General features: G+C 53.6%; 15 protein-coding genes and 1 pseudogene. 14 read left to right on the forward strand and 2 right to left on the reverse strand.

All coding sequences use genetic code 11. The features are described from left to right. Window position 1 precedes the first annotated feature (1 nt). Window positions 2–865 (reverse strand): hypothetical protein, encoded by an 864-nt coding sequence (locus tag CVU69_03945; GenBank protein PKN13160.1) that lies wholly within the window; start codon window positions 863–865, stop codon window positions 2–4. Window positions 866–1,044: 179 nt separating this feature from the next. Between CVU69_03945 and CVU69_03950 the strand changes: the two genes are divergently transcribed. The 7 genes from CVU69_03950 to CVU69_03980 all read left to right on the forward strand — a co-directional run bounded on the left by CVU69_03950 (window position 1,045) and on the right by CVU69_03980 (window position 9,005). Continuing rightward, window positions 1,045–2,175, forward strand: a complete 1,131-nt coding sequence (locus tag CVU69_03950; GenBank protein PKN13161.1) for a tRNA guanosine(34) transglycosylase Tgt — start codon at window positions 1,045–1,047, stop codon at window positions 2,173–2,175. Between the two features lie 44 nt (window positions 2,176–2,219). Further along, on the forward strand, window positions 2,220–3,749 hold the full coding sequence (locus tag CVU69_03955) for a hypothetical protein (protein ID PKN13162.1): 1,530 nt from the start codon (window positions 2,220–2,222) through the stop codon (window positions 3,747–3,749). 86 nt (window positions 3,750–3,835) lie between these two features. After that, complete coding sequence (gene queD / locus CVU69_03960) at window positions 3,836–4,207, forward strand: 6-carboxytetrahydropterin synthase QueD (protein ID PKN13163.1); 372 nt, start codon at window positions 3,836–3,838, stop codon at window positions 4,205–4,207. After that, the gene (locus CVU69_03965; protein ID PKN13164.1) at window positions 4,161–4,940 is read left to right on the forward strand and encodes a radical SAM protein; all 780 of its coding nucleotides are present in this window, start codon (window positions 4,161–4,163) and stop codon (window positions 4,938–4,940) included. Before queD ends, CVU69_03965 begins: the two co-directional genes overlap by 47 nt. 19 nt (window positions 4,941–4,959) lie before the next feature. After that, window positions 4,960–5,676 carry a creatininase gene (locus CVU69_03970; protein ID PKN13165.1) on the forward strand — a complete coding sequence of 239 codons (717 nt, stop codon included), beginning with the start codon at window positions 4,960–4,962 and terminating at the stop codon, window positions 5,674–5,676. A 95-nt stretch (window positions 5,677–5,771) separates the two neighbouring features. Then, on the forward strand, window positions 5,772–7,697 hold the full coding sequence (locus CVU69_03975) for an ABC transporter ATP-binding protein (protein ID PKN13166.1): 1,926 nt from the start codon (window positions 5,772–5,774) through the stop codon (window positions 7,695–7,697). An 18-nt stretch (window positions 7,698–7,715) separates the two neighbouring features. After that, window positions 7,716–9,005, forward strand: coding sequence for a hypothetical protein (locus CVU69_03980; protein PKN13167.1), 1,290 nt, complete (start codon window positions 7,716–7,718; stop codon window positions 9,003–9,005). Between the two features lie 40 nt (window positions 9,006–9,045). On the opposite strand, the gene CVU69_03985 is transcribed toward CVU69_03980, so the two are convergent. Further along, entirely contained in the window at window positions 9,046–10,752 is a 1,707-nt protein-coding gene (locus tag CVU69_03985; protein PKN13168.1) for an alpha-glucan family phosphorylase, read from the reverse strand. A 145-nt stretch (window positions 10,753–10,897) separates the two neighbouring features. Between CVU69_03985 and CVU69_03990 the strand changes: the two are divergent. From CVU69_03990 to CVU69_04020, 7 genes and pseudogenes are all read left to right on the forward strand, one after another. Continuing rightward, window positions 10,898–11,635, forward strand: a pseudogene (locus tag CVU69_03990) (ATPase). A gap of 848 nt (window positions 11,636–12,483) precedes the next feature. Further along, window positions 12,484–13,113, forward strand: a complete 630-nt coding sequence (locus CVU69_03995; protein ID PKN13169.1) for a hypothetical protein — start codon at window positions 12,484–12,486, stop codon at window positions 13,111–13,113. Window positions 13,114–13,201: 88 nt separating this feature from the next. Next, on the forward strand, window positions 13,202–14,287 hold the full coding sequence (locus CVU69_04000; protein PKN13170.1) for a prephenate dehydratase: 1,086 nt from the start codon (window positions 13,202–13,204) through the stop codon (window positions 14,285–14,287). Further along, a complete protein-coding gene (locus tag CVU69_04005) occupies window positions 14,284–15,147 on the forward strand; it encodes a hypothetical protein (protein ID PKN13171.1) in 864 nt (287 codons plus the stop codon). Before CVU69_04000 ends, CVU69_04005 begins: the two co-directional genes overlap by 4 nt. Beyond that, window positions 15,137–16,006, forward strand: a complete 870-nt coding sequence (locus CVU69_04010; protein ID PKN13172.1) for a prephenate dehydrogenase/arogenate dehydrogenase family protein — start codon at window positions 15,137–15,139, stop codon at window positions 16,004–16,006. The genes CVU69_04005 and CVU69_04010 overlap by 11 nt, the downstream gene beginning before the upstream one ends. Window positions 16,007–16,029: 23 nt before the next feature. Further along, on the forward strand, window positions 16,030–17,322 hold the full coding sequence (gene aroA, locus CVU69_04015; GenBank protein PKN13173.1) for a 3-phosphoshikimate 1-carboxyvinyltransferase: 1,293 nt from the start codon (window positions 16,030–16,032) through the stop codon (window positions 17,320–17,322). 21 nt (window positions 17,323–17,343) lie between these two features. After that, on the forward strand, window positions 17,344–18,024 hold the full coding sequence (locus tag CVU69_04020; GenBank protein ID PKN13174.1) for a cytidylate kinase: 681 nt from the start codon (window positions 17,344–17,346) through the stop codon (window positions 18,022–18,024). The last annotated feature ends 113 nt before the right edge of the window (window positions 18,025–18,137 follow it).

The raw sequence follows: 18,137 nt of genomic DNA on the forward strand, positions 1-18,137 counted from the left end.
TTTAGCGATAGTATGTTTCGCCGTAAAGGCTCCGACTGCCAAGACGATAGTCAAAGTAGGCGAAGATGGTGAGCGTTTCGTAGCGGTAGGCATCGGGGAGAAAACCGAAACGTGGAGCAGCGGCGATGACCGCCCGCGCTGCTTCCGCGTCGAGGCGTGCTGATCCGCTCGATTTGAGTAGCTCCGGTGCATTGACCAATACCCCGGCGCGATTGATTTCGATCCGATAGAGACAAACGCCAAATTCACCCCGAGCGATTGCATCTTTGGGATAGTCCCAGACATCCTCGACGGAATTTCGAAAGCGTTTGTAGAAAGAACCGAGAATATCTTTTTCGGTATCAAGCCAGACAGCCCGACCCTCCTCGACATCCCGCCGCATTTTTCGATTTATTTCCGGATCAAGATCCGCAATGCTCTGCGCTGCACTCTTTGCCGACATCAGCAGATTCTCCCGGCTCAGAATCGGCATATTCCCACTCTCACTAACAAGGGGACTCTTGGGATCGATTGCTTCCTGCTGTGCCCCTTCTGTTTCTTGCGGGAGTTCTTTTGTGGTCGGTATAGTCGTGGTGTCTCGTGAATCTTTCCCTTTGGGTGCTTCTTCACGTACAGCAATCTGTTCACTCACCGCTATCCTCGGCGCCGGTTGGGTGCGCGGGGTCTCCAGTTGACGGATAGGAAGATCGAGTTCGCGGGGTTTTTGTTCTGCTTCGCGCAGATCGACAAAGAAAGGGTCGGGGGTGCGGGTCGGGGGTGCTGGCTCCTCACTTCTGGTCGCAAAATATAAAAAGACCCCAAGGTGCAAAAGGAGAGAGAGCGCAACAAAAAGTGAAAAATGGCGAATTATGCGTGGCATGACCATCCGGTCTGAGAAAATTTTCCCTTAGTATAAACGATTGAGTGCGTACAAACCAGAGCTTCATGCAAAAGGCGGGGAAAACGGGAGGGGACGGTCACGGTGATTGCTCTTTCTCTGGACATCTGCTAAATTCTTTGATCATTTTTGTAAAGTTAGCCGTTATTTTGTGATGGAGTTTACCTTTGTTTGATTTTACGCTTCTTGCTACCGATACACAGACCGCTGCCCGTCGTGGGCGTTTAGAGACCCCGCACGGCATTATCGAAACTCCGATCTTCATGCCGGTGGGGACGCATGCCGCAATGAAGGCGATGACTCCTTTGCAGGTCGAAGAGTGCGGCGCGCAGATTATCCTTTCCAACACCTATCACCTGCATCTGAAACCAGGGGAAGCTTTGGTGCAAAAAGCCGGAGGTCTGCACCAGTTTATGAACTGGCATAAGCCGATCCTCACGGATAGCGGCGGTTTTCAGGTCTTTTCCCTACCCAAAAAACGGATTACCGAGGATGGAGTCTTTTTCCGTCATGAAGTGAGCGGCGAGGAGATTTTTCTCGGGCCCAAAGAGGCGATCACGATTGAAAATGCTCTCGGCGCCGATATCATTATGGCCTTTGATGAATGTATCCCTTATCCGGCAACCCATGACTATGCTGCCAAGTCGATCAAAAAGACCTTGCGTTGGGCCGAAACTTGTCTGAAATCGCACAAACGTTCCCATGATCAAGCCCTGTTCGGCATTGTCCAAGGGAGTGTTTATGAAGATTTACGGCGGGAATGCGCGCTCGAACTGGCGGGGCTCGATCTCCCCGGTTACGCCATCGGCGGGGTTTCGGTCGGTGAAGGTCTCGAATTGCTGAAGAAGGTTGTCGATTACACCGCCCCCTTTCTGCCGGTCAATAAACCGCGCTATCTGATGGGGGTCGGGTTGCCGGAAGATATACTTGAAAGCGTTGAGCGCGGGATGGATATGTTCGACTGTGTTATCCCCACCCGCTATGCGCGCAGCGCCACTCTTTTCACAACCCGCGGCAAGTTGCGCTTGACCAGTCGGCGCTTCCGGCGCGATTTCTTCCCGATCGATGCCAGTTGTGACTGCTATTGCTGTAAGAACTTTACGCGTGCCTATCTGCATCATCTGTATAACGCCAATGAAATTCTTTCGGCGATCCTGGCGGCGATTCATAATGTCCATTTTTACCTGAAAATGATGGAAGGGGCCCGCACTGCCATCGAGCAGGGCGCCTTTGCAGATTATAAAGCTGATTTTTTGGGACGTTATCTTGCTGCAGGGACAGATCGGGATGACGATTAGCTGGGAATTTTATTTGTACACTGTGGTGAAAAGGAGAAAAGCATATGAATAAAAGGTATGTCATGGGATTGGCCGCCATCGTAGCAGTGACCTGCATGTCGACGGCGCAAGCAATGGACACGTTTATGGTCGGTCCGCGTGCCATGGGGATGGCCGGAGCGAATGTCGCGTCGGTCGACAACAACAGCGCGCAATATTACAACCCGGCGGCCTTTGGTTTCTTTGGTCGGCACAATGAGGATGAATCTGATAATAAACTTGGTCGCAAGGATTTAGGTTTTGATGTTTATGCCGGGGCCGGCGTTGATATCAAGAAGGATATGGGGAAATATCTTGATACGCTTGCCGACATTGAAATTGGTGACCTGAGTGACTATGGCATTCAAAATGAAAGTGATCTTCAGGATATTGTCAACCTGGTGACCAGTTTGAACGGACTGGATGAGCCGGGGAATGCTTTGATGGTCGATGTGAACGCCGGCACCAGCCTGCGCTTTAAAAACTTTGGGATTGGGGCAAGAGGGTATTCTCAAGTTGTTGTTTATGTCCCTGAAAACACTATTGATACGACTAACTTGGGTCTGACATTGAATTCTGGAAATCTCTCCAGCGATATCAATGCAGCAGCTCCAACAACTGGTATCAGTTATGATGGTACGGCGACTTATTTCACAACAGCTCAATACGATTTATTGCTTATTGCTTTGGGTGGGAATACTCCCTTAAATTCTCAGGCTGCTGATGTTATCGAATATTACGCCGCACAGCAGGGACTTACACTGCAGCAAGCAGATGAACTGGTCAATACGTTCGGGAATATAAATACAGCAGCAGGAACACTTAATCAAAATACCACGACTGTCGTATTGAATGGATTTGGTGTCGCTGAAGTTCCCCTGACTTATGGTTACGCCCTGAATGATAATATTGCGATGGGTGCCAACCTCAAGGTGATGAAGGGGCGCGTCTATGGTACGGAAGTGCTTGTCTTTAATGAAGATTCTGGTGACGTTCTTGAGAAATCTGATGAAAATTATCAGGAGACAACCACTTATGGGGTTGATCTCGGGGTGTTGGCCCGTTATGGCATGTTCAATTTTGGTCTAGTCGGCCGCAACTTGAATTCACCAAAATTTGACGGCTTTGAAAAGGACATCTTTTATAATTTTGCTGACGGGACTCCTAACCCGGTTCCGAAAAAATTAACTGTGGCGGATGTGAAACTTAAGCCCCAAGCTACTGCTGGTATCGCCTTTATTCCTTTTGAAACCTTGACGATTGAAGTTGATTACGATCTAACCAAGAATGAAACAGCTTTGACTGATTACAAGACCCAGAATTTGTCTGCCGGTTTTGAATGGGACCTCCTCCGTTTCCTGGCACTGCGCGGCGGTGCTTATAAGAATTTAGCTGAAAGTGATACCGGTTTCGTCTACACAGCTGGCCTCGGTTTGAACCTCTGGGCACTTCGTCTTGATCTTGCTGCAGCCATGTCTCCAGATAAGGTTCAATTTGACGGAGAAGAAGTTCCTAAATTGGCAAAAGCGTCCGTTCAACTCAGTCTCGATTTTTAATATTCTTCATGGCTGTACAAACAAGGAAAAGGGGTCAGATACTGACCCCTTTTCCTATCACCAAGAAAGTTTGAGATACCCTATTCATGTATCGCCTGACCATTCAAACCTCCTTTGCTGCTGCCCACAACCTTTTGCAATATCAAGGCGATTGTGAAAATTTACATGGCCATAACTGGAAGGTCGATGTGACGGTCGCTGCCCGTGATCTCGACAAATCGGGGCTCGGTATCGACTTCAAGATCCTCAAGGCCGAGACCCGCCGCCTTCTCGAAACTCTCGACCATAAATATCTCAACGACCTGCCGATGTTCAAAGGGGTGAGCCCCTCGTCGGAAAATATCGCCCGTTATCTCTTTGAGGAACTCAGTCGCATTCTCAATAACGCGAACGTCACCGTGTCGCTGGTCAATGTCTGGGAATCTGATTTTGCCTGCGCGAGTTACTCCCTTGAGTAGTGCCATGGTGGTTGAAGTCTTCTCCTCAATTCAGGGGGAAGGACTGCACCTCGGCCGCCGGCAGATCTTTATTCGTCTCGCTGACTGCAATCTGTCTTGTGCCTACTGTGACACGGAGTTTTTTCGCGCCTCCCTCTTCCCCAGTGAAATTCGCCCCGGTTGTGGTTTCTCGACCGATAGAGAAAATCCGGTGCCGGTCTATGAAATCGCCGAGCTTGTCGCCGGGTGGAATCGGGACCTCCCCGGCGCCCACCATTCGATCAGTATTACCGGCGGAGAACCCCTCTGCCAGGCCGATGCCCTCGCTGTCTGGCTACCGGAACTGCGCAAAATCCTGCCGATACATCTTGAAACCAATGGCACCCTCCCGGAGGACCTGGTTCCTTTGCTGGGCGAGATCGACTTCATCTCCATGGATTTCAAGCTCGCATCAGTGACGGGGGTGCCGACTCCATGGGAAGAGCATAAGCGTTTTCTCGCCCTGGCGGCGCAGTCCCCGTGTCAGGTCAAGCTGGTCGTTGGACCTCAGACGTCTTTTGATGAACTCCTTGCTGCTGTTCGTTTTATTCACGAGATCGCACCTGATGTGCCGATGATCCTGCAACCCCAGACGATCGAGCGTCGCGTCAGTCTCGCTGCCCATCAACTCCTGGAGATGCAGGCGTTAGCCGCTGCCATTCATCATGATATTCGCGTTATTCCGCAGGTTCACCACTTTCTCAATGCCCCTTGATCCATAGGAAACTTCCATCATGTTGATCCCGGAAATGACCATGACTGACTTTTCTGCCGGCCTGCTAAGAAGCCGCAGTGTCATTGTCCCCTTCGGATCGATTGAAGAGCACGGCTCGCATCTTCCCCTTGATACCGATACCATGCAGGCCTGGCAGGTCTCTTTGCTGGCCGCACAACAGCGGCCGGTCTTTGTGGCAGCACCGATCCACTACGGTGTCTGCCGTTCGACCCGGCAGCATCCCGGCACCATCTCCATCTCTACCACCACCTTGCGTGCCCTGACGATTGACATCTGTTCCTCACTTTATCAGCATGGTTTACGTAACTTTATCCTGTTGACCGGCCACGCCGGCGGGACACATACATCGACCCTCATCGACGCCGGTGAGATCTTGCTCGATACTTTTCCAGATCTGCATATTGCCGTGGTGACGGAATATATGCTGGCGAGTCGGGCCGGGCAGGGGATTATTGAGACGGAAGGGGATGCTCACGCCGGTGAAATCGAGACCTCACGGATTTTGCACAGTCACCCTCATCTTGTTCAGGGGCGTGCACCTCGGGAGTTTCCTGCATTCCCTGTCGGTATCCTGACGCGGGACAAGCAGAAATATTGGCCAGGTGGGGTGATTGGCGATCCAGGCAAAGCGACAGCGGCAAAAGGGGAGAAGATTGAAGCTTTGGTGGTGGCAGAACTTTGCCGGCTCCTTGATCAACTGGAAAACAGTCAATGACAGTGTTCGAAATAATTTTCCTTTCTCGCCAGGTTTAGCCTCTGACCGACCATTCTTCTTCACCCTGTCTTCCCTTTGTGCTATAACCCGCCTCTATGCTGCAATTACGAAAAATGACAAAAAATTACGCCGGTCGACAGATCTTTAATGCCATTGACTGGCATATCCGCCCCGGTGACCGTATCGGCCTGTGTGGTGAAAATGGTGCCGGGAAAACGACCCTGCTGAAGATCCTCGCCGGCCTTGTTTCGGTCGACAGCGGTGATGTTCAGGTCGCTAAGGGGCTGACCTTCGGTTATCTCCCCCAGGACGGTCTCGAACATCATGGTCAGGGCCTTTTCAGTGAAGTTCAGTCGGCCCTTGCTGATTTACTGGCGATGGAAGTTGAGATTAAGACCCTGGAGGAGCGCATTAGCGTTTCGCACCAGGAAGCAGATCTTGATCGCTACGCCCACTTGCAAGAGGAGTTTCGTCATCGCGGCGGCTATGCAATGGAGACCGAGATTGCCAAGGTTCTGCGCGGTCTCGGCTTTGCCGAGAGCGACTGGGCAAAACCCTGTGAGCAGTTTTCAGGCGGCTGGCAGATGCGGATTGCCCTCGCCAAGCTCCTGTTGCAGCGGCCGAATCTCCTCCTCCTTGACGAACCGACCAATCATCTCGACCTCCCGGCGCGGGACTGGCTGGAAGAGTACCTGAAGAACTATCCCTTCAGTGTCGTCCTCGTCTCCCACGATCGCTTCTTCCTGGATCAGGTTGTTTCCAAAATCGTTGAAGTCTGGAACGGCAAATTAACGGAATATCCCGGCAATTACAGCCGTTATGTTGACGAACGCGAGCGCCGCATCACCGCCCTTCTCGAAGAGAAACGTCGCCAGGACGAAGAGATCGAGAAGACTGAGGCCTTTATCAGCCGGTTCCGCTATCAGGCGAATAAAGCCTCGATGGTGCAGAGCCGCATCAAACAACTGGAGAAGATCGAACGGATTGTCGTGCCGCCGCAGCGCAAACGCATTGCCTTCCGTTTTCCCGAGCCCCCCAAGGGGGGACGGGTGGCCATCGAACTGCATGATGTTTCCCAAGCTTATGGCGAGCGGACCATCTTTGCCGATGTCGAACTGATTGTCGAGAAAGGGGAACGGATTGCGCTGGTCGGGGCGAACGGAGCAGGGAAATCGACGCTGATGCGTCTTCTGGCCGGTGATGAAGCACCCCGTTGTGGCGAGCGGATCGAAGGACACAATCTCTCGCTCGCCTACTTTGCCCAGGATCAGGCCAAGGTCCTCACCCCGGAACGGACAGTGATGGAAGAGATCCTTGCTGCCGCCCCCTTCGATATGGTGCCACGGATCCGTGATATCCTCGGCACTTTTCTCTTCTCCGGTGATGATGTCCACAAGCAGGTGGTAGTCCTTTCCGGCGGCGAGCGTAACCGTCTCGCCCTCGCTATCCTCCTGCTGCGGCCGGCGAATCTCCTCCTCCTTGACGAACCGACCAACCATCTCGATCTTGCTTCCAAAGAAGTGCTCCTTGATGCCCTCCGCCATTATGGTGGAACCTTGGTCTTCGTCTCCCATGATCGCTACTTCGTCGATTCTTTGGCGACACGGGTGATTGAGGTCAATGACGGCCGGACAACGTCCTGGCTCGGCAATTACGAAGATTTTCTCCGCGCCAAGGGATTGCAGGGGGAGACGGAGCATTCCGAACTGCGCGTCGAACAGCTGGGATCGTCCTGCCCGGCGCAAGTCACTGGCGATGATCGCGATGCCCGCTTAAAGGCACACGCCATCCGCAAGGAGACGCAGCGCAGCGAACAGAAGCGGCTGAAGGAAGTGGCGGAGCTGGAGACAAAGATTGCGGATGGGGAAGAAGAGGTGGCGGCTCTCGAAGCGCTGATGGCCGATCCGGATCTTTACCATGATCCTGCCCGCTGGAAAGAAATCTCGGCCCGGCATGAGGTGCTCAAGGCGGAGGTTAACAACCTTTTCGACCGTTGGGAAAGTTTACAGGTGGATGCATAGTAAAATTGGGGAGGCAGTATGGAGCAGTGCAGACCGTTTGTTGTTACGATAGCGAGCGAAAAAGGGGGGGTTGGCAAGACCACCCTGGCAACCAATCTCGCGGTCTATCTCAAGGCGCTGAACGAAGACCTGCCGGTAACGATCGTCTCCTTTGACAATCATTTCAGTGTTGACAATATGTTTGCCATCGGTCCCCGGCGCGGTGCCTCAGTGGCCGGTCTGTTGCGCAACGAAGACCCGGTGGGACTCGCCCATCTCGGGGAATACGGCGTACAGTATCTTGCTTCCGAACGTCATCTCTCTCCTCCGGATGATGATCCCCTCCGTTTACGGACCCTCCTGGCGCAATCGACCCTCGGCGGTATTCTTATCATCGATACCCGGCCGGTCATCGATTACTTTACCCGCAATGCGTTAGCAGCCGCTGATCTCCTTATCATCCCGGTCAAAGACCGCCCCTCGCTGGTGAATGCCCCGGCGATCCTCGATGTCTTTGTCGCGGCCGACGGCAACCCGGAACACGCCTGGTTGCTGCCGAGTCTCATCGATGCCCGTCTAAAGTTACGCAACAACATCGGCATGCAGGAATTCCTTACCTTCTCCGGACGGGAAAGGGGCTTTCAGGTCCTTGACCTTTGTATTGCCAAGAGCCCCAAGGTCGAAAGCTTGACCACCGGACTGTCGAGCCGCATCTATCCGATTCTGACCCATGCCCGCGGCACCATCGTCCATCAACAATTCCGTCAGCTTGCCGATTTCGTCCTGGCCGAAGAGCGGCAGCGGCCGGCGCAACCGGTCCTCAAGGCCTTACAACCCCTGTCGCCTGGGCGTCTGCGGCGTTTGCAGAGAAAGTGTCCGCTCTGCGGCAGTTCAATCCAGTCAGAGGCCGTGCACTACTGGCATGATCAGCGTAGTCGCCGTCGCGGCGCTCTGCATCGTCGTTGTCTTGACCAAATCTTCGGCGATGACACCCTGGCTGATTGGCAGGATCAAGGCGCAAGTCTCCTTTATTGTGATCTCGACAATGCCGGTGTGAGCGGTGATGCTGATGAAGCCATCCTGCGCCTCCTGGACCGGCACGGGGAAGAGATTCAGACCCGGCCGATTCAAGTTGGCGCCGGGAGTAATTTTGAGAAGATCCTTGTGGCGATGACCGGACGTTCGGTCGGGGATTTTTTCCGCGAGCGTCTTTTTATCGATCTGGTTGCCGCCCCTTTAAGCGAAGAATTGTCTGACCCCCGCTACCAGACTTTTCATACTCTGCGCCGGATGATTCTGCGCCATCAGACGAGCGGTGACACCATCTGAGGTGAGATGAGGGCTTCAGTAATTTTTTTTCAACTCCGTTTTAATGAATATATGCCTCTGTCACATAGCGCCGCATCATAGAGTGGGTGTTAAAATAGTAGGCATTCTTGCCGATGGCATTCTTCATCAACCGGATCCAGCCTGGACGATCATTATAATATAAGGGAATAATCAATTTTTCCAGCTTATGGTAAAGATCGAGGGCGTCTTCAGCATCGTGGTTGCGATCCGGGGCAGTGCTGCTCGAAGTTGCTCCGATCGACCATCCTGTCACCCCTTCAATATGTCCTTCAATCCACCAGCCATCAAGGATACTGAAGTTCGGTACACCGTTGAGGGCGGCCTTCATGCCGCTGGTACCGGACGCTTCCAGGGGACGCATCGGCGTGTTGAGCCAGAGATCGACGCCGGGGATCATCTTGCTGGCAATCTCCATGTTGTAATTTTCCAGATAGACGGCCTTCACCATCCCTCCCAGCGCGTGTGTCCCGTCGATGATCCTGCGGATCATCTCTTTGCCGGCTGCATCATGGGGGTGGGCTTTGCCGCTGAAGATGAGTTGCAAACGACCGGCGCCGATTTTAAGCAGGCGGTTGATATCGCTGAAGATCAAATCACCCCGTTTGTAAGCGGTGGCGCGGCGGGCAAAACCAATAGTTAAGATCTCGGGATCGAAAGTGACTCCGGTCTCCTCAGCAACATATTGAAAAAGGAAGGCTTTGGCGCCGAAATGCGCGTCCCACAGCTCTTCATCGGGGACGGCATCAATGCGGACTAAAACTTCCGGCTCATTCGCCCAGCCGGGGAGATAGTCGTTGTAGAGATTGACAAAGAAGGGCGAAGCCCAGGTAAAGGGGTGAATGCCATTGGTGATCGCATGAATTTTAAAGCCGGGGAAGAGAGAGGTCGAGACTTCGCGGTGCTTTTTGGCCACACCATTGACAAAGCCGCTGAGTTTGAGGGCCAGGACCGTTAGATTGAGTTCCTCCGTACCGCCGAACTGTTTGAGGACATCGAGAGGGACAAGGGGACCGAGCACCTGCTCGACGAGAGGATAAGGAAAATGGTCGTGTCCGGAGGCGACGGGAGTATGGGTGGTAAAGATACATTGTTCTGCCACTTTATACTGATTCCAGGGTGTTTCATCATTGAGTTTGTTATGACGATAGCTTTCGTTCAGAAGCTCGAGGGTTAGCAGGGCAGCGTGCCCTTCGTTCATGTGATATTTGCGCACCAGAAAGCCGAGGGCCGCTAAAATGCGATAACCGCCGATGCCGAGGACGATCTCCTGTTTGAGACGATACGCAAGATCACCACCGTAGAGGTGATCGGTAATCCCTTGATCTTCTTCGGCATTGCCGGGAATTTTAGTATCGAGAAAGATGACCGGAACAATGCCGCCATTGGGGCTCTTGACTCGATAAAGCCAAGCCTGCACTTTGACATCGCGGTTTTCAATGGTCACCAGTGTTTTGACCGGTAAAAGCTCAAGCCGTTTTTCAGGAGACCACGGTAAGGGGTAAGCACTTTGCGTCCCATCCGCAGCAATCTTCTGGTTGAAATAGCCTTTGCGGCTGACCAGAGTTACGCCGATCAGTGGCAGGTTGAGATCCGCGGCGCTCTTGATGGTATCTCCGGCCAGGACACCGAGCCCGCCGCTATAGGTCGGTATGTCGTTGGTAATGCCGATCTCCATGGTAAAATAAGCGATTCGCGATTCTTTGGTAAAAGTCTGCCAATTCTGCATTGATATCTCTCCTTACCAAGATTTAAACTTCCCGGCTGCAACAGCCTTATTATACACATATTTTTATTGGAGCTTGCAATAGCGGATAAAAATCGCCAAAATTACCTTCCGGCTGGTCATTGTTCCATGTCTAAGGAACCTCTTCATGTATCTTGATTTTTACGGGTTAACAGATAAACCTTTCTCGATTACGCCCAATCCCCGCTATCTCTTCCTCAGTAAACACCATCGTGAGGTCTTTGCCCATCTCCTCTTCGGTATCCGCCATCACGCTGGTTTTATCGAGGTTACCGGGGAGGTCGGGACCGGTAAAACCACGGTTTTGCGCACCCTCTTTCGTGAGTTGGAAAGGGAAGAGGTGCGTATCGCTTATATCTTCAACCCCTGTCTGTCAGCGCCGGATCTTTTACGGACGGTTAACCGCGAATTCGGTCTCGAACATCAGGCCTCCCCTCCGGAACTCCATGCCGCCCTCAATACCTTTTTACTGCAGGAAAATGCTACAGGGCGGACAGTTGTCCTTGTTATTGATGAAGCGCAAAACCTGGCTGTCGATGTCCTGGAACAGGTCCGCCTCCTGTCGAATCTCGAAACCGAAACAGACAAGCTTATCCAGATTGTTCTGGTCGGGCAGCCGGAGCTTGGCGATTTGCTTGAAAAAAAAGAATTACGGCAACTGAGTCAGCGGATTACCGTGCGCTACCATCTGCAGGCCATGGATGCGGAGGATACGGCAGCCTACATTGAGCATCGTCTCGGTATTGCCGGCTGGAGTCGTGGCCATCTCTTTAGCTCTGCCGCCCAGAAGAAAATTTTTCAGGAAACACAAGGTAACCCGCGCATGATCAATATCCTGTGCGATCGGGCCCTGTTGATCGGCTATGCTGACTGTATCGAGCAGATTGATCTCCCTGAAATACGCCGGGCAGGAAGAGAGGTGCAGCGCCATCGGTCTGTTTTTTCTTCGCTTCATCCAGTAGTCTGGTTGCTGCTCCTTATCCCCATCGTTGCTGCTGTCGTGCTTTGGGCTCTGCCCGCTTCGGAGAAGATTTCACTGTCGGAAACAATTGTTCAGACTCCACCAGTCCTCGATCGCTTTACCGGAGAAATTCTTGCGGAACTGCGCCAAACCACGGCTGAAGATAATCGTCGAAACGCCTTGAACTCACTTGTGACTTTGTGGGGGGGCCAGCCGATCCCAGCGGCGTCAGCGACGATGGAAGAATCGCTCAACTTGAGCCGGGAACAGAAATTTGAGGTCGCGCGTCTGCAGGGAGATCTCGACGGCCTGTTACGTCTGCGTCTCCCCTTGATTTTGGAAATTATCGATGGGGTAGACGTTCGTTACCTGCTCCTTCTCGGTCGAGAAGCGGGTGGCGTGCGGGTCGCCCTGGACAACGACAAGATCCTGACAATTGCGCCGGCCCAACTTGCTCCGTACTGGAAAAACCGTGCCTATCTCCTCTGGAAGAATCCATTGGATCTATCGATCCGGCAAGGACCGCTAGCAACCGGCCGCGAGATCATGAACTTGCAGTCGTTGCTAAATGATGCAGGGAAGAGCGTAGCACGCAGTGGTCGCTATGATGAGACCACCAGTGCGGCTGTCCGTGCTTTTCAGGCGGAACAACAACTTACAGTGGATGGTATCGCCGGCTTGCAAACCTTGATTGCCCTTTACCGGGAGAGCCCTCAATACGGCTACCCTCTGCAAACGGCTGGAGAAGAAGAATGAGCTCAATCCTGAAAGCCTTACGGCGCCTTGAAGAGGAGCGGGCCCGCAAAAGCCATGTGGCGCCAGAGATTGCTGCCAACCTCTTGCGCCGGGGCGCACGGCGCCGATCGACTCCTCTTTGGATCTGGCCAACCGCAGTTGCTGTCGTTGCCGTGGCTCTGGCGGCTTTTTTCTGGTCGTGGCGTTCGGCGTCGGTTGGCAACAAAATTGTCACCCCGATAACGTTGCCGGCGGATATTCATGTTGCGGCAACAACCGGGGGGGGCAAAGAAGTGATTATAGAAGAGGTCATAGATCAACAGCGTCCCAGTATACTTTTACCGGCAAAGACGCTACAGCCGGCGCCAGCAGCGCCTGTTCTACCGGTAAAAAATGTTGAAACCGAGTTGATTCCCGCTGCTGTGGAGAGTCAATCCGCTGCACCGCGCGTCGAAGAACGGCAGAGTCCGGTCATTACCGCCATTGCCTGGCAGGACGATAGTGCGGCCCGTATGGCGGTGGTGGACGGGTTGCCAGTGATGACCGGCGAATTTGTCGGTACCGCTAAAGTCCAGGAAATTCTGCGCGATCGTATCATTTTTGCAGAGGAAGGAAGAATCTTTACCGTTTCTATCGACTCACAATGAAATAGACCTCTAACTCTTCCACTTTTCTTGATTTTTATGCACGGATAAACTATCTTCATGCTCCGTTTTTGAGCTGCCGGAGGTACGAATGACCACAAAGAGTCTGAGCGAACTGCGCAAAGAGATCGATGCCGTCGATGATGCTATTCTTGACCTACTTAATCAGCGGGCGCAGTGGGCTATCGAAGTGGGTAAGGCCAAGACCGGCGGAGCTCAGGACTTTTATATACCGGCGCGCGAACGAGCCATCTTTGAACGTCTTGCTGCTGCCAATTGCGGACCTTTCCCCCAGGAAGGAATTCGCCGTGTCTGGCGGGAGATCATCTCTGCCTCTCTATCCCTCGAACACCCGATGAAGGTTGTCTTTCTTGGGCCGCAGGCGACCAATACCCATGTTGCTGCCATGCGGCAATTCGGCTATTCGGCACAACTCATACCGGAAAAGAGCGTTTCAGCCGTCTTTGAGGATGTCAGTCGCGGCCGCGCTGATTTCGGTGTGGTGCCGGTGGAGAACTCCACAGAAGGGGTGGTGGCCCACACCCTTGACATGTTCATGGTCACCGATCTGGTGATTAATGCCGAAATCAAACTGGCGATTTCTCATGACCTCCTTTCCCTCTCCGGTCGTCTGGAAGAGATTACCCGGGTCGTTTCTCATCCCCAGGCGCTGGCGCAGTGCCGGCATTGGATCGAAGAGAATCTTCCTGACATTCCGCTGGTCGACGTTGCCAGCACCGCCCGGGCGGCGCAGATGGCCGCAGAAGACAGTTCGGTAGCGGCCGTGGCGAGTGAAATGGCGGCGACGTTGTACGGAGTCCAGGTTGTCAAGCATAAGATTGAGGATAATCCCAACAACTTCACACGTTTTCTTGTCATTGGTAAAAAATCACCGCCGCGCACCGGACACGACAAGACCTCGGTGATGTTCAGTGTCCGCGATGAACCCGGCATCCTTTACAAGATGCTTGAACCTTTCAACCGCCGTGACATCAACCTTTCAAAAATTGAGAGCCGGCCGATGAAGAGCAAGGCCTGGGAGTATATCTTTTTCCTTGATATCGACGGCCATATCGAAGAAGAGAATGTCCGTGCTGCCATCGAGGATTTGAAGGGGTACTGTCAACTCTTTAAGGTGCTCGGCTCTTATCAGAAAGCAGATCAGGAAAAGAAATGAGGTCTTTTTTTCTCTTCCTGTCAGTTTTTTTGCTTATGACTTCTGCTGCGTTGGCGGACTCAGCAGTCGAGTTGCAGATTCTTCAGGAGTTCTTTTCGCAAGAGGGGATGGAGAACCGTTCTGCCCGTTTGACCGGCGCTGCCCTGGAGGAATTTACGAGGCGACCGATGGTCGGGGTATATCTCCCGGAAAACGCCAAGGTGACCTTTCGTTTGCTGATGGAGAGTGAAATAACGGCGAGTTATGAAGCGACTGTCGATCGTGACGGCCTTGCGGAGATGTGGAGCGCCTTCTTTCACCGCGGTGTCCTCGGCAGCAAGCTTGAAGCGATCAAGTCCCTGAAGATCCCCCCTTATTTAGCCGCAGTAGAGTATCCACGACTTAGGACGCAGTCAGTGCGGAGCCCGCTACAAGAGGCGCGCCTGACGCAATTGCAGCGTCTTTTTATGCCGTCTGATAAGTTCCGTGAACACTTTAACCAGAACCGCATAACCTACGAAGCCCTCGCGCATTTGGTTGAAACCGGCAGGATGGAAGAGGCCGAAGCGGCGGCCGAAGTGTTTGCTTTGGTCGGTGTCCGTCTTTATCCCGCCAGCAAGAGTGCCGCGCAGATGGCTCCAGTTGTCAGTCCTGTCAGTGGTAAAGGACAGGATCAGAGCAGTCAACCAGGTTGCGAAGTGCGGGTCAGCGCTTTCCTCGATAGCGTTCTCGGTCTCCTCCATCTCCCGCCGGGCGTGAGTCCGCCACTGATGTCGGCTCATAACTATATCTTTGTCGAACCCCTCGCCGAGAATTGGTATCTCTTTAGGAATATTGCCGCTGAGCCCCTGAAGGAAAAGTCTGCAGCATATGAAAAATAAACCTCTGCATATTCCGGTTGTCGCCATCATCGGCGTCGGGCTGATTGGCGGCTCTCTGGCTCTTGCCCTCAAGGCCGCCGGTGTTGCCGATCGTGTCCTTGGCTACGATCTCGATGCACACAATCTTGAGCAGGCCTTGCAACTTGGCGTCATCGATCAGATCTGTATCAGCCCGGAAGAACTCTCTGCTGCCGATTTAATCTTTCTTGCCACCCCGGTTCTGGCCATGCCGGCCGCCCTGACGACCATCGCTCCCTATCTCAAGACCGGCGCGATCCTGACCGACGGCGGCAGTGTCAAGGCGGCAGTGATCTCTGTTCTTGAGCCCCTCCTCCCGGCGAAGCTGCGATATGTTCCCGGTCACCCGATCTCCGGCACGGAGCGCAATGGCGCCACAGCCGCCTTTGCCACTCTTTATCGCGGTAAACGCTGCATTCTTACTCCGACGGAGCGCACCGACCCGCAGGCTCTTGATCTGGTTACCGCTTTATGGCAAGCCGCCGGCAGCGAGGTGATCATCATGGATGCGGAGAAGCATGACCGTATCCTCGCCGCTATCAGTCATTTGCCCCATATGGTCGCTTATGCTCTGGTTAATGCCGTCGGTGCTTATGATCGGTACGAAGAGAATATCCTCCTTTACTCCGCCGGTGGTTTTCGGGATTTTACCCGCATTGCTTCTTCAGATCCGACAATGTGGAGGGATATTGCTCTGACTAATCGTGAAGCGCTACTGGAGATGATTGAGCGCTTCGAAGCCGATCTGGCCGGGCTTAAAGAGGCGATCCGCATCGCGGACGCCCCTGCACTGCACTCCTACTTTTTACGTTCTAAACTCAATCGCGACGCTATTCTGTAGTTAATCAAGTTCTTGAGGTGGATATGTCTGAAACTCGTATCGTTACCAAGTCTTCTCCCTTGCGCGGCGAGATCACCGTCCCCGGTGACAAGTCGATCTCGCATCGTTCAATCATGCTCGGTTCTCTCGCCCAGGGGAGTACGGTCGTGCGCGGTTTCCTGCATGGTGAGGATAATCATTCGACTCTGAAGGCATTCCGCACCATGGGGATAAAGATTGAGGAAGAGGAGAATGGTGTCCTGGTGATCGCCGGCAAAGGCCTGTGCGGTCTGCAGGAACCGGCTGATGTCCTCGATTGTGGTAATTCCGGGACGACGATCCGCTTGATGTCAGGCCTTTTGGCTGGACAAAAATTCTTTTCTGTCGTCACCGGCGATCGATACCTGCGCAAGCGGCCGATGAAGCGTGTGGTCACGCCGTTAACCTTGATGGGAGCACGCATCTGGGGGCGGGGCGGGGGAGATCTGGCGCCGCTGGCGTTTCAGGGTGGCGAATTGTTGCCGATCGATTATACTTCACCGATCGCCAGTGCCCAGGTGAAGTCAGCCATCCTCCTTGCCGGTCTTTCCTGCGATGGGGTAACGACAGTGCGCGAACCTCACCTTTCCCGTGATCACAGCGAACGGATGCTGGCTTATTTCGGCGCAGATATACGTCCTTTCGCCGGCGGTGTCTCCCTGGTCGGTCGCCCTCAGCTTGAAGGGCGGGAAGTCGTCGTCCCAGGTGATATCTCTTCTGCGGCGTTCTTTATCGTTGCCGCCCTGATCGTCCCCGGTTCTGAATTGCTGATTCGTAATGTTGGTGTTAACCCGACCCGCAGCGGGATCATCGACATTCTTCGCGCCATGGGGGGGGATATCGAATTCTTGGACGAACGCATCGTTTCCGGTGAACCGGTGGCTGATCTTTTGGTGCGCGCCAGTTCTCTGCACGGCATCGAGATCGGCGGTGCTGTCGTCCCCCGGGCGATCGATGAATTTCCGGTGATCAGCGTCGCTGCTGCCTGCGCCGCAGGGACAACGATTATCCGCGATGCTCAGGAATTGCGCGTCAAGGAGACCGATCGCATTGCCGCGATGGTGGCAGAACTGAGCAAGCTGGGTGCGACTCTTGCGGCAACAACAGACGGAATGATCATTGAAGGAGGCGGCGGACTGCATGGAGCCGCAGTCGATTCCTCCGGTGATCATCGTATCGCCATGAGCTGTGCGATTGCCGCTCTGCAGAGTGGCAGTGCCGTAACGATTCATGATACCGGCTGTACAGCCACTTCTTTCCCGAATTTCTGGGATCTGCTTGAAATTGTGCGCCGCTGATCACCAAAGGATCTCCTGATTATGAATGAATTGATTGTCGCCATTGACGGGCCTTCCGGCGCGGGCAAGAGCACGTTAAGCAAACTTCTCGCGAAACGACTTGATTATATCCACCTCGACACCGGAGCCATGTATCGCTGCGTTGCACTCGCTGCCCTGACGCAACGGATTGACCCTGCGGATCAAGAGCGTCTCGGCATCCTGGTGCAGCAGTTAAAGATCGAGTTTGTCCATACCCCGGCCGGTGACCTTGTTTTTCTTGACGGGGAGGATGTTTCAGTGGCGATTCGCACCCCGCAAGTCAGCCTGTTGACCTCGCAGATTGCCGCGGCGCCGCAAGTACGAGAGGCACTCGTCGCCTTGCAGCGTCGTCTCGGCGCGTCGGGCGGAGTGGTTCTGGAAGGGCGGGATATCGGCACGGTCGTCTTTCCGCAGGCACAGGTGAAGTTTTTCCTTAGTGCTACCGCTGCAAAACGGGGGCAGCGGCGTTTCGATGAGTTGATCGCCAAAGGGGTCAAGGTCTCTCTGCAGCAAACAATTTCCGATGTCATCGCCCGGGATCTTGCCGACAGCGAGCGTGAACATGCGCCACTCCTTCAGGCCGATGATGCACTGGTTATCGATTCGACGAATTTGAGTATCGAAGAAGTTCTGGCCCTGATGGTCAGGGTCGTCCAGAAGCGTCACCAGGATCTCCGGTAAAAATAAAACCTTTGTTTTTTGCGCATGCTTATGTTATTTAATTGCTCCCAAACTGATATTCGTGTCGTCGTGGTGCGAAAGGTCAGTAAATTCATCAGGGGGTAACTCTCACA

The organism is Deltaproteobacteria bacterium HGW-Deltaproteobacteria-4 (assembly GCA_002841765.1).
Taxonomy (GTDB): Bacteria; Desulfobacterota; Desulfuromonadia; order Desulfuromonadales; family UBA2197; genus UBA2197.

What these genes read in the sequence shown, in the direction of transcription:
- CVU69_03945 (PKN13160.1), bottom strand. Translation starts at nt 865, where the DNA reads ATGGTCATGCCACGCATAATTCGCCATTTTTCACTTTTTGTTGCGCTC.
- CVU69_03955 (PKN13162.1), top strand. Translation starts at nt 2,220, where the DNA reads ATGAATAAAAGGTATGTCATGGGATTGGCCGCCATCGTAGCAGTGACC.
- queD (PKN13163.1), top strand. Translation starts at nt 3,836, where the DNA reads ATGTATCGCCTGACCATTCAAACCTCCTTTGCTGCTGCCCACAACCTT.
- CVU69_03965 (PKN13164.1), top strand. Translation starts at nt 4,161, where the DNA reads ATGTCTGGGAATCTGATTTTGCCTGCGCGAGTTACTCCCTTGAGTAGT.
- CVU69_03970 (PKN13165.1), top strand. Translation starts at nt 4,960, where the DNA reads ATGTTGATCCCGGAAATGACCATGACTGACTTTTCTGCCGGCCTGCTA.
- CVU69_03975 (PKN13166.1), top strand. Translation starts at nt 5,772, where the DNA reads ATGCTGCAATTACGAAAAATGACAAAAAATTACGCCGGTCGACAGATC.
- CVU69_03980 (PKN13167.1), top strand. Translation starts at nt 7,716, where the DNA reads ATGGAGCAGTGCAGACCGTTTGTTGTTACGATAGCGAGCGAAAAAGGG.
- CVU69_03985 (PKN13168.1), bottom strand. Translation starts at nt 10,752, where the DNA reads ATGCAGAATTGGCAGACTTTTACCAAAGAATCGCGAATCGCTTATTTT.
- CVU69_03995 (PKN13169.1), top strand. Translation starts at nt 12,484, where the DNA reads ATGAGCTCAATCCTGAAAGCCTTACGGCGCCTTGAAGAGGAGCGGGCC.
- CVU69_04000 (PKN13170.1), top strand. Translation starts at nt 13,202, where the DNA reads ATGACCACAAAGAGTCTGAGCGAACTGCGCAAAGAGATCGATGCCGTC.
- CVU69_04005 (PKN13171.1), top strand. Translation starts at nt 14,284, where the DNA reads ATGAGGTCTTTTTTTCTCTTCCTGTCAGTTTTTTTGCTTATGACTTCT.
- CVU69_04010 (PKN13172.1), top strand. Translation starts at nt 15,137, where the DNA reads ATGAAAAATAAACCTCTGCATATTCCGGTTGTCGCCATCATCGGCGTC.
- aroA (PKN13173.1), top strand. Translation starts at nt 16,030, where the DNA reads ATGTCTGAAACTCGTATCGTTACCAAGTCTTCTCCCTTGCGCGGCGAG.
- CVU69_04020 (PKN13174.1), top strand. Translation starts at nt 17,344, where the DNA reads ATGAATGAATTGATTGTCGCCATTGACGGGCCTTCCGGCGCGGGCAAG.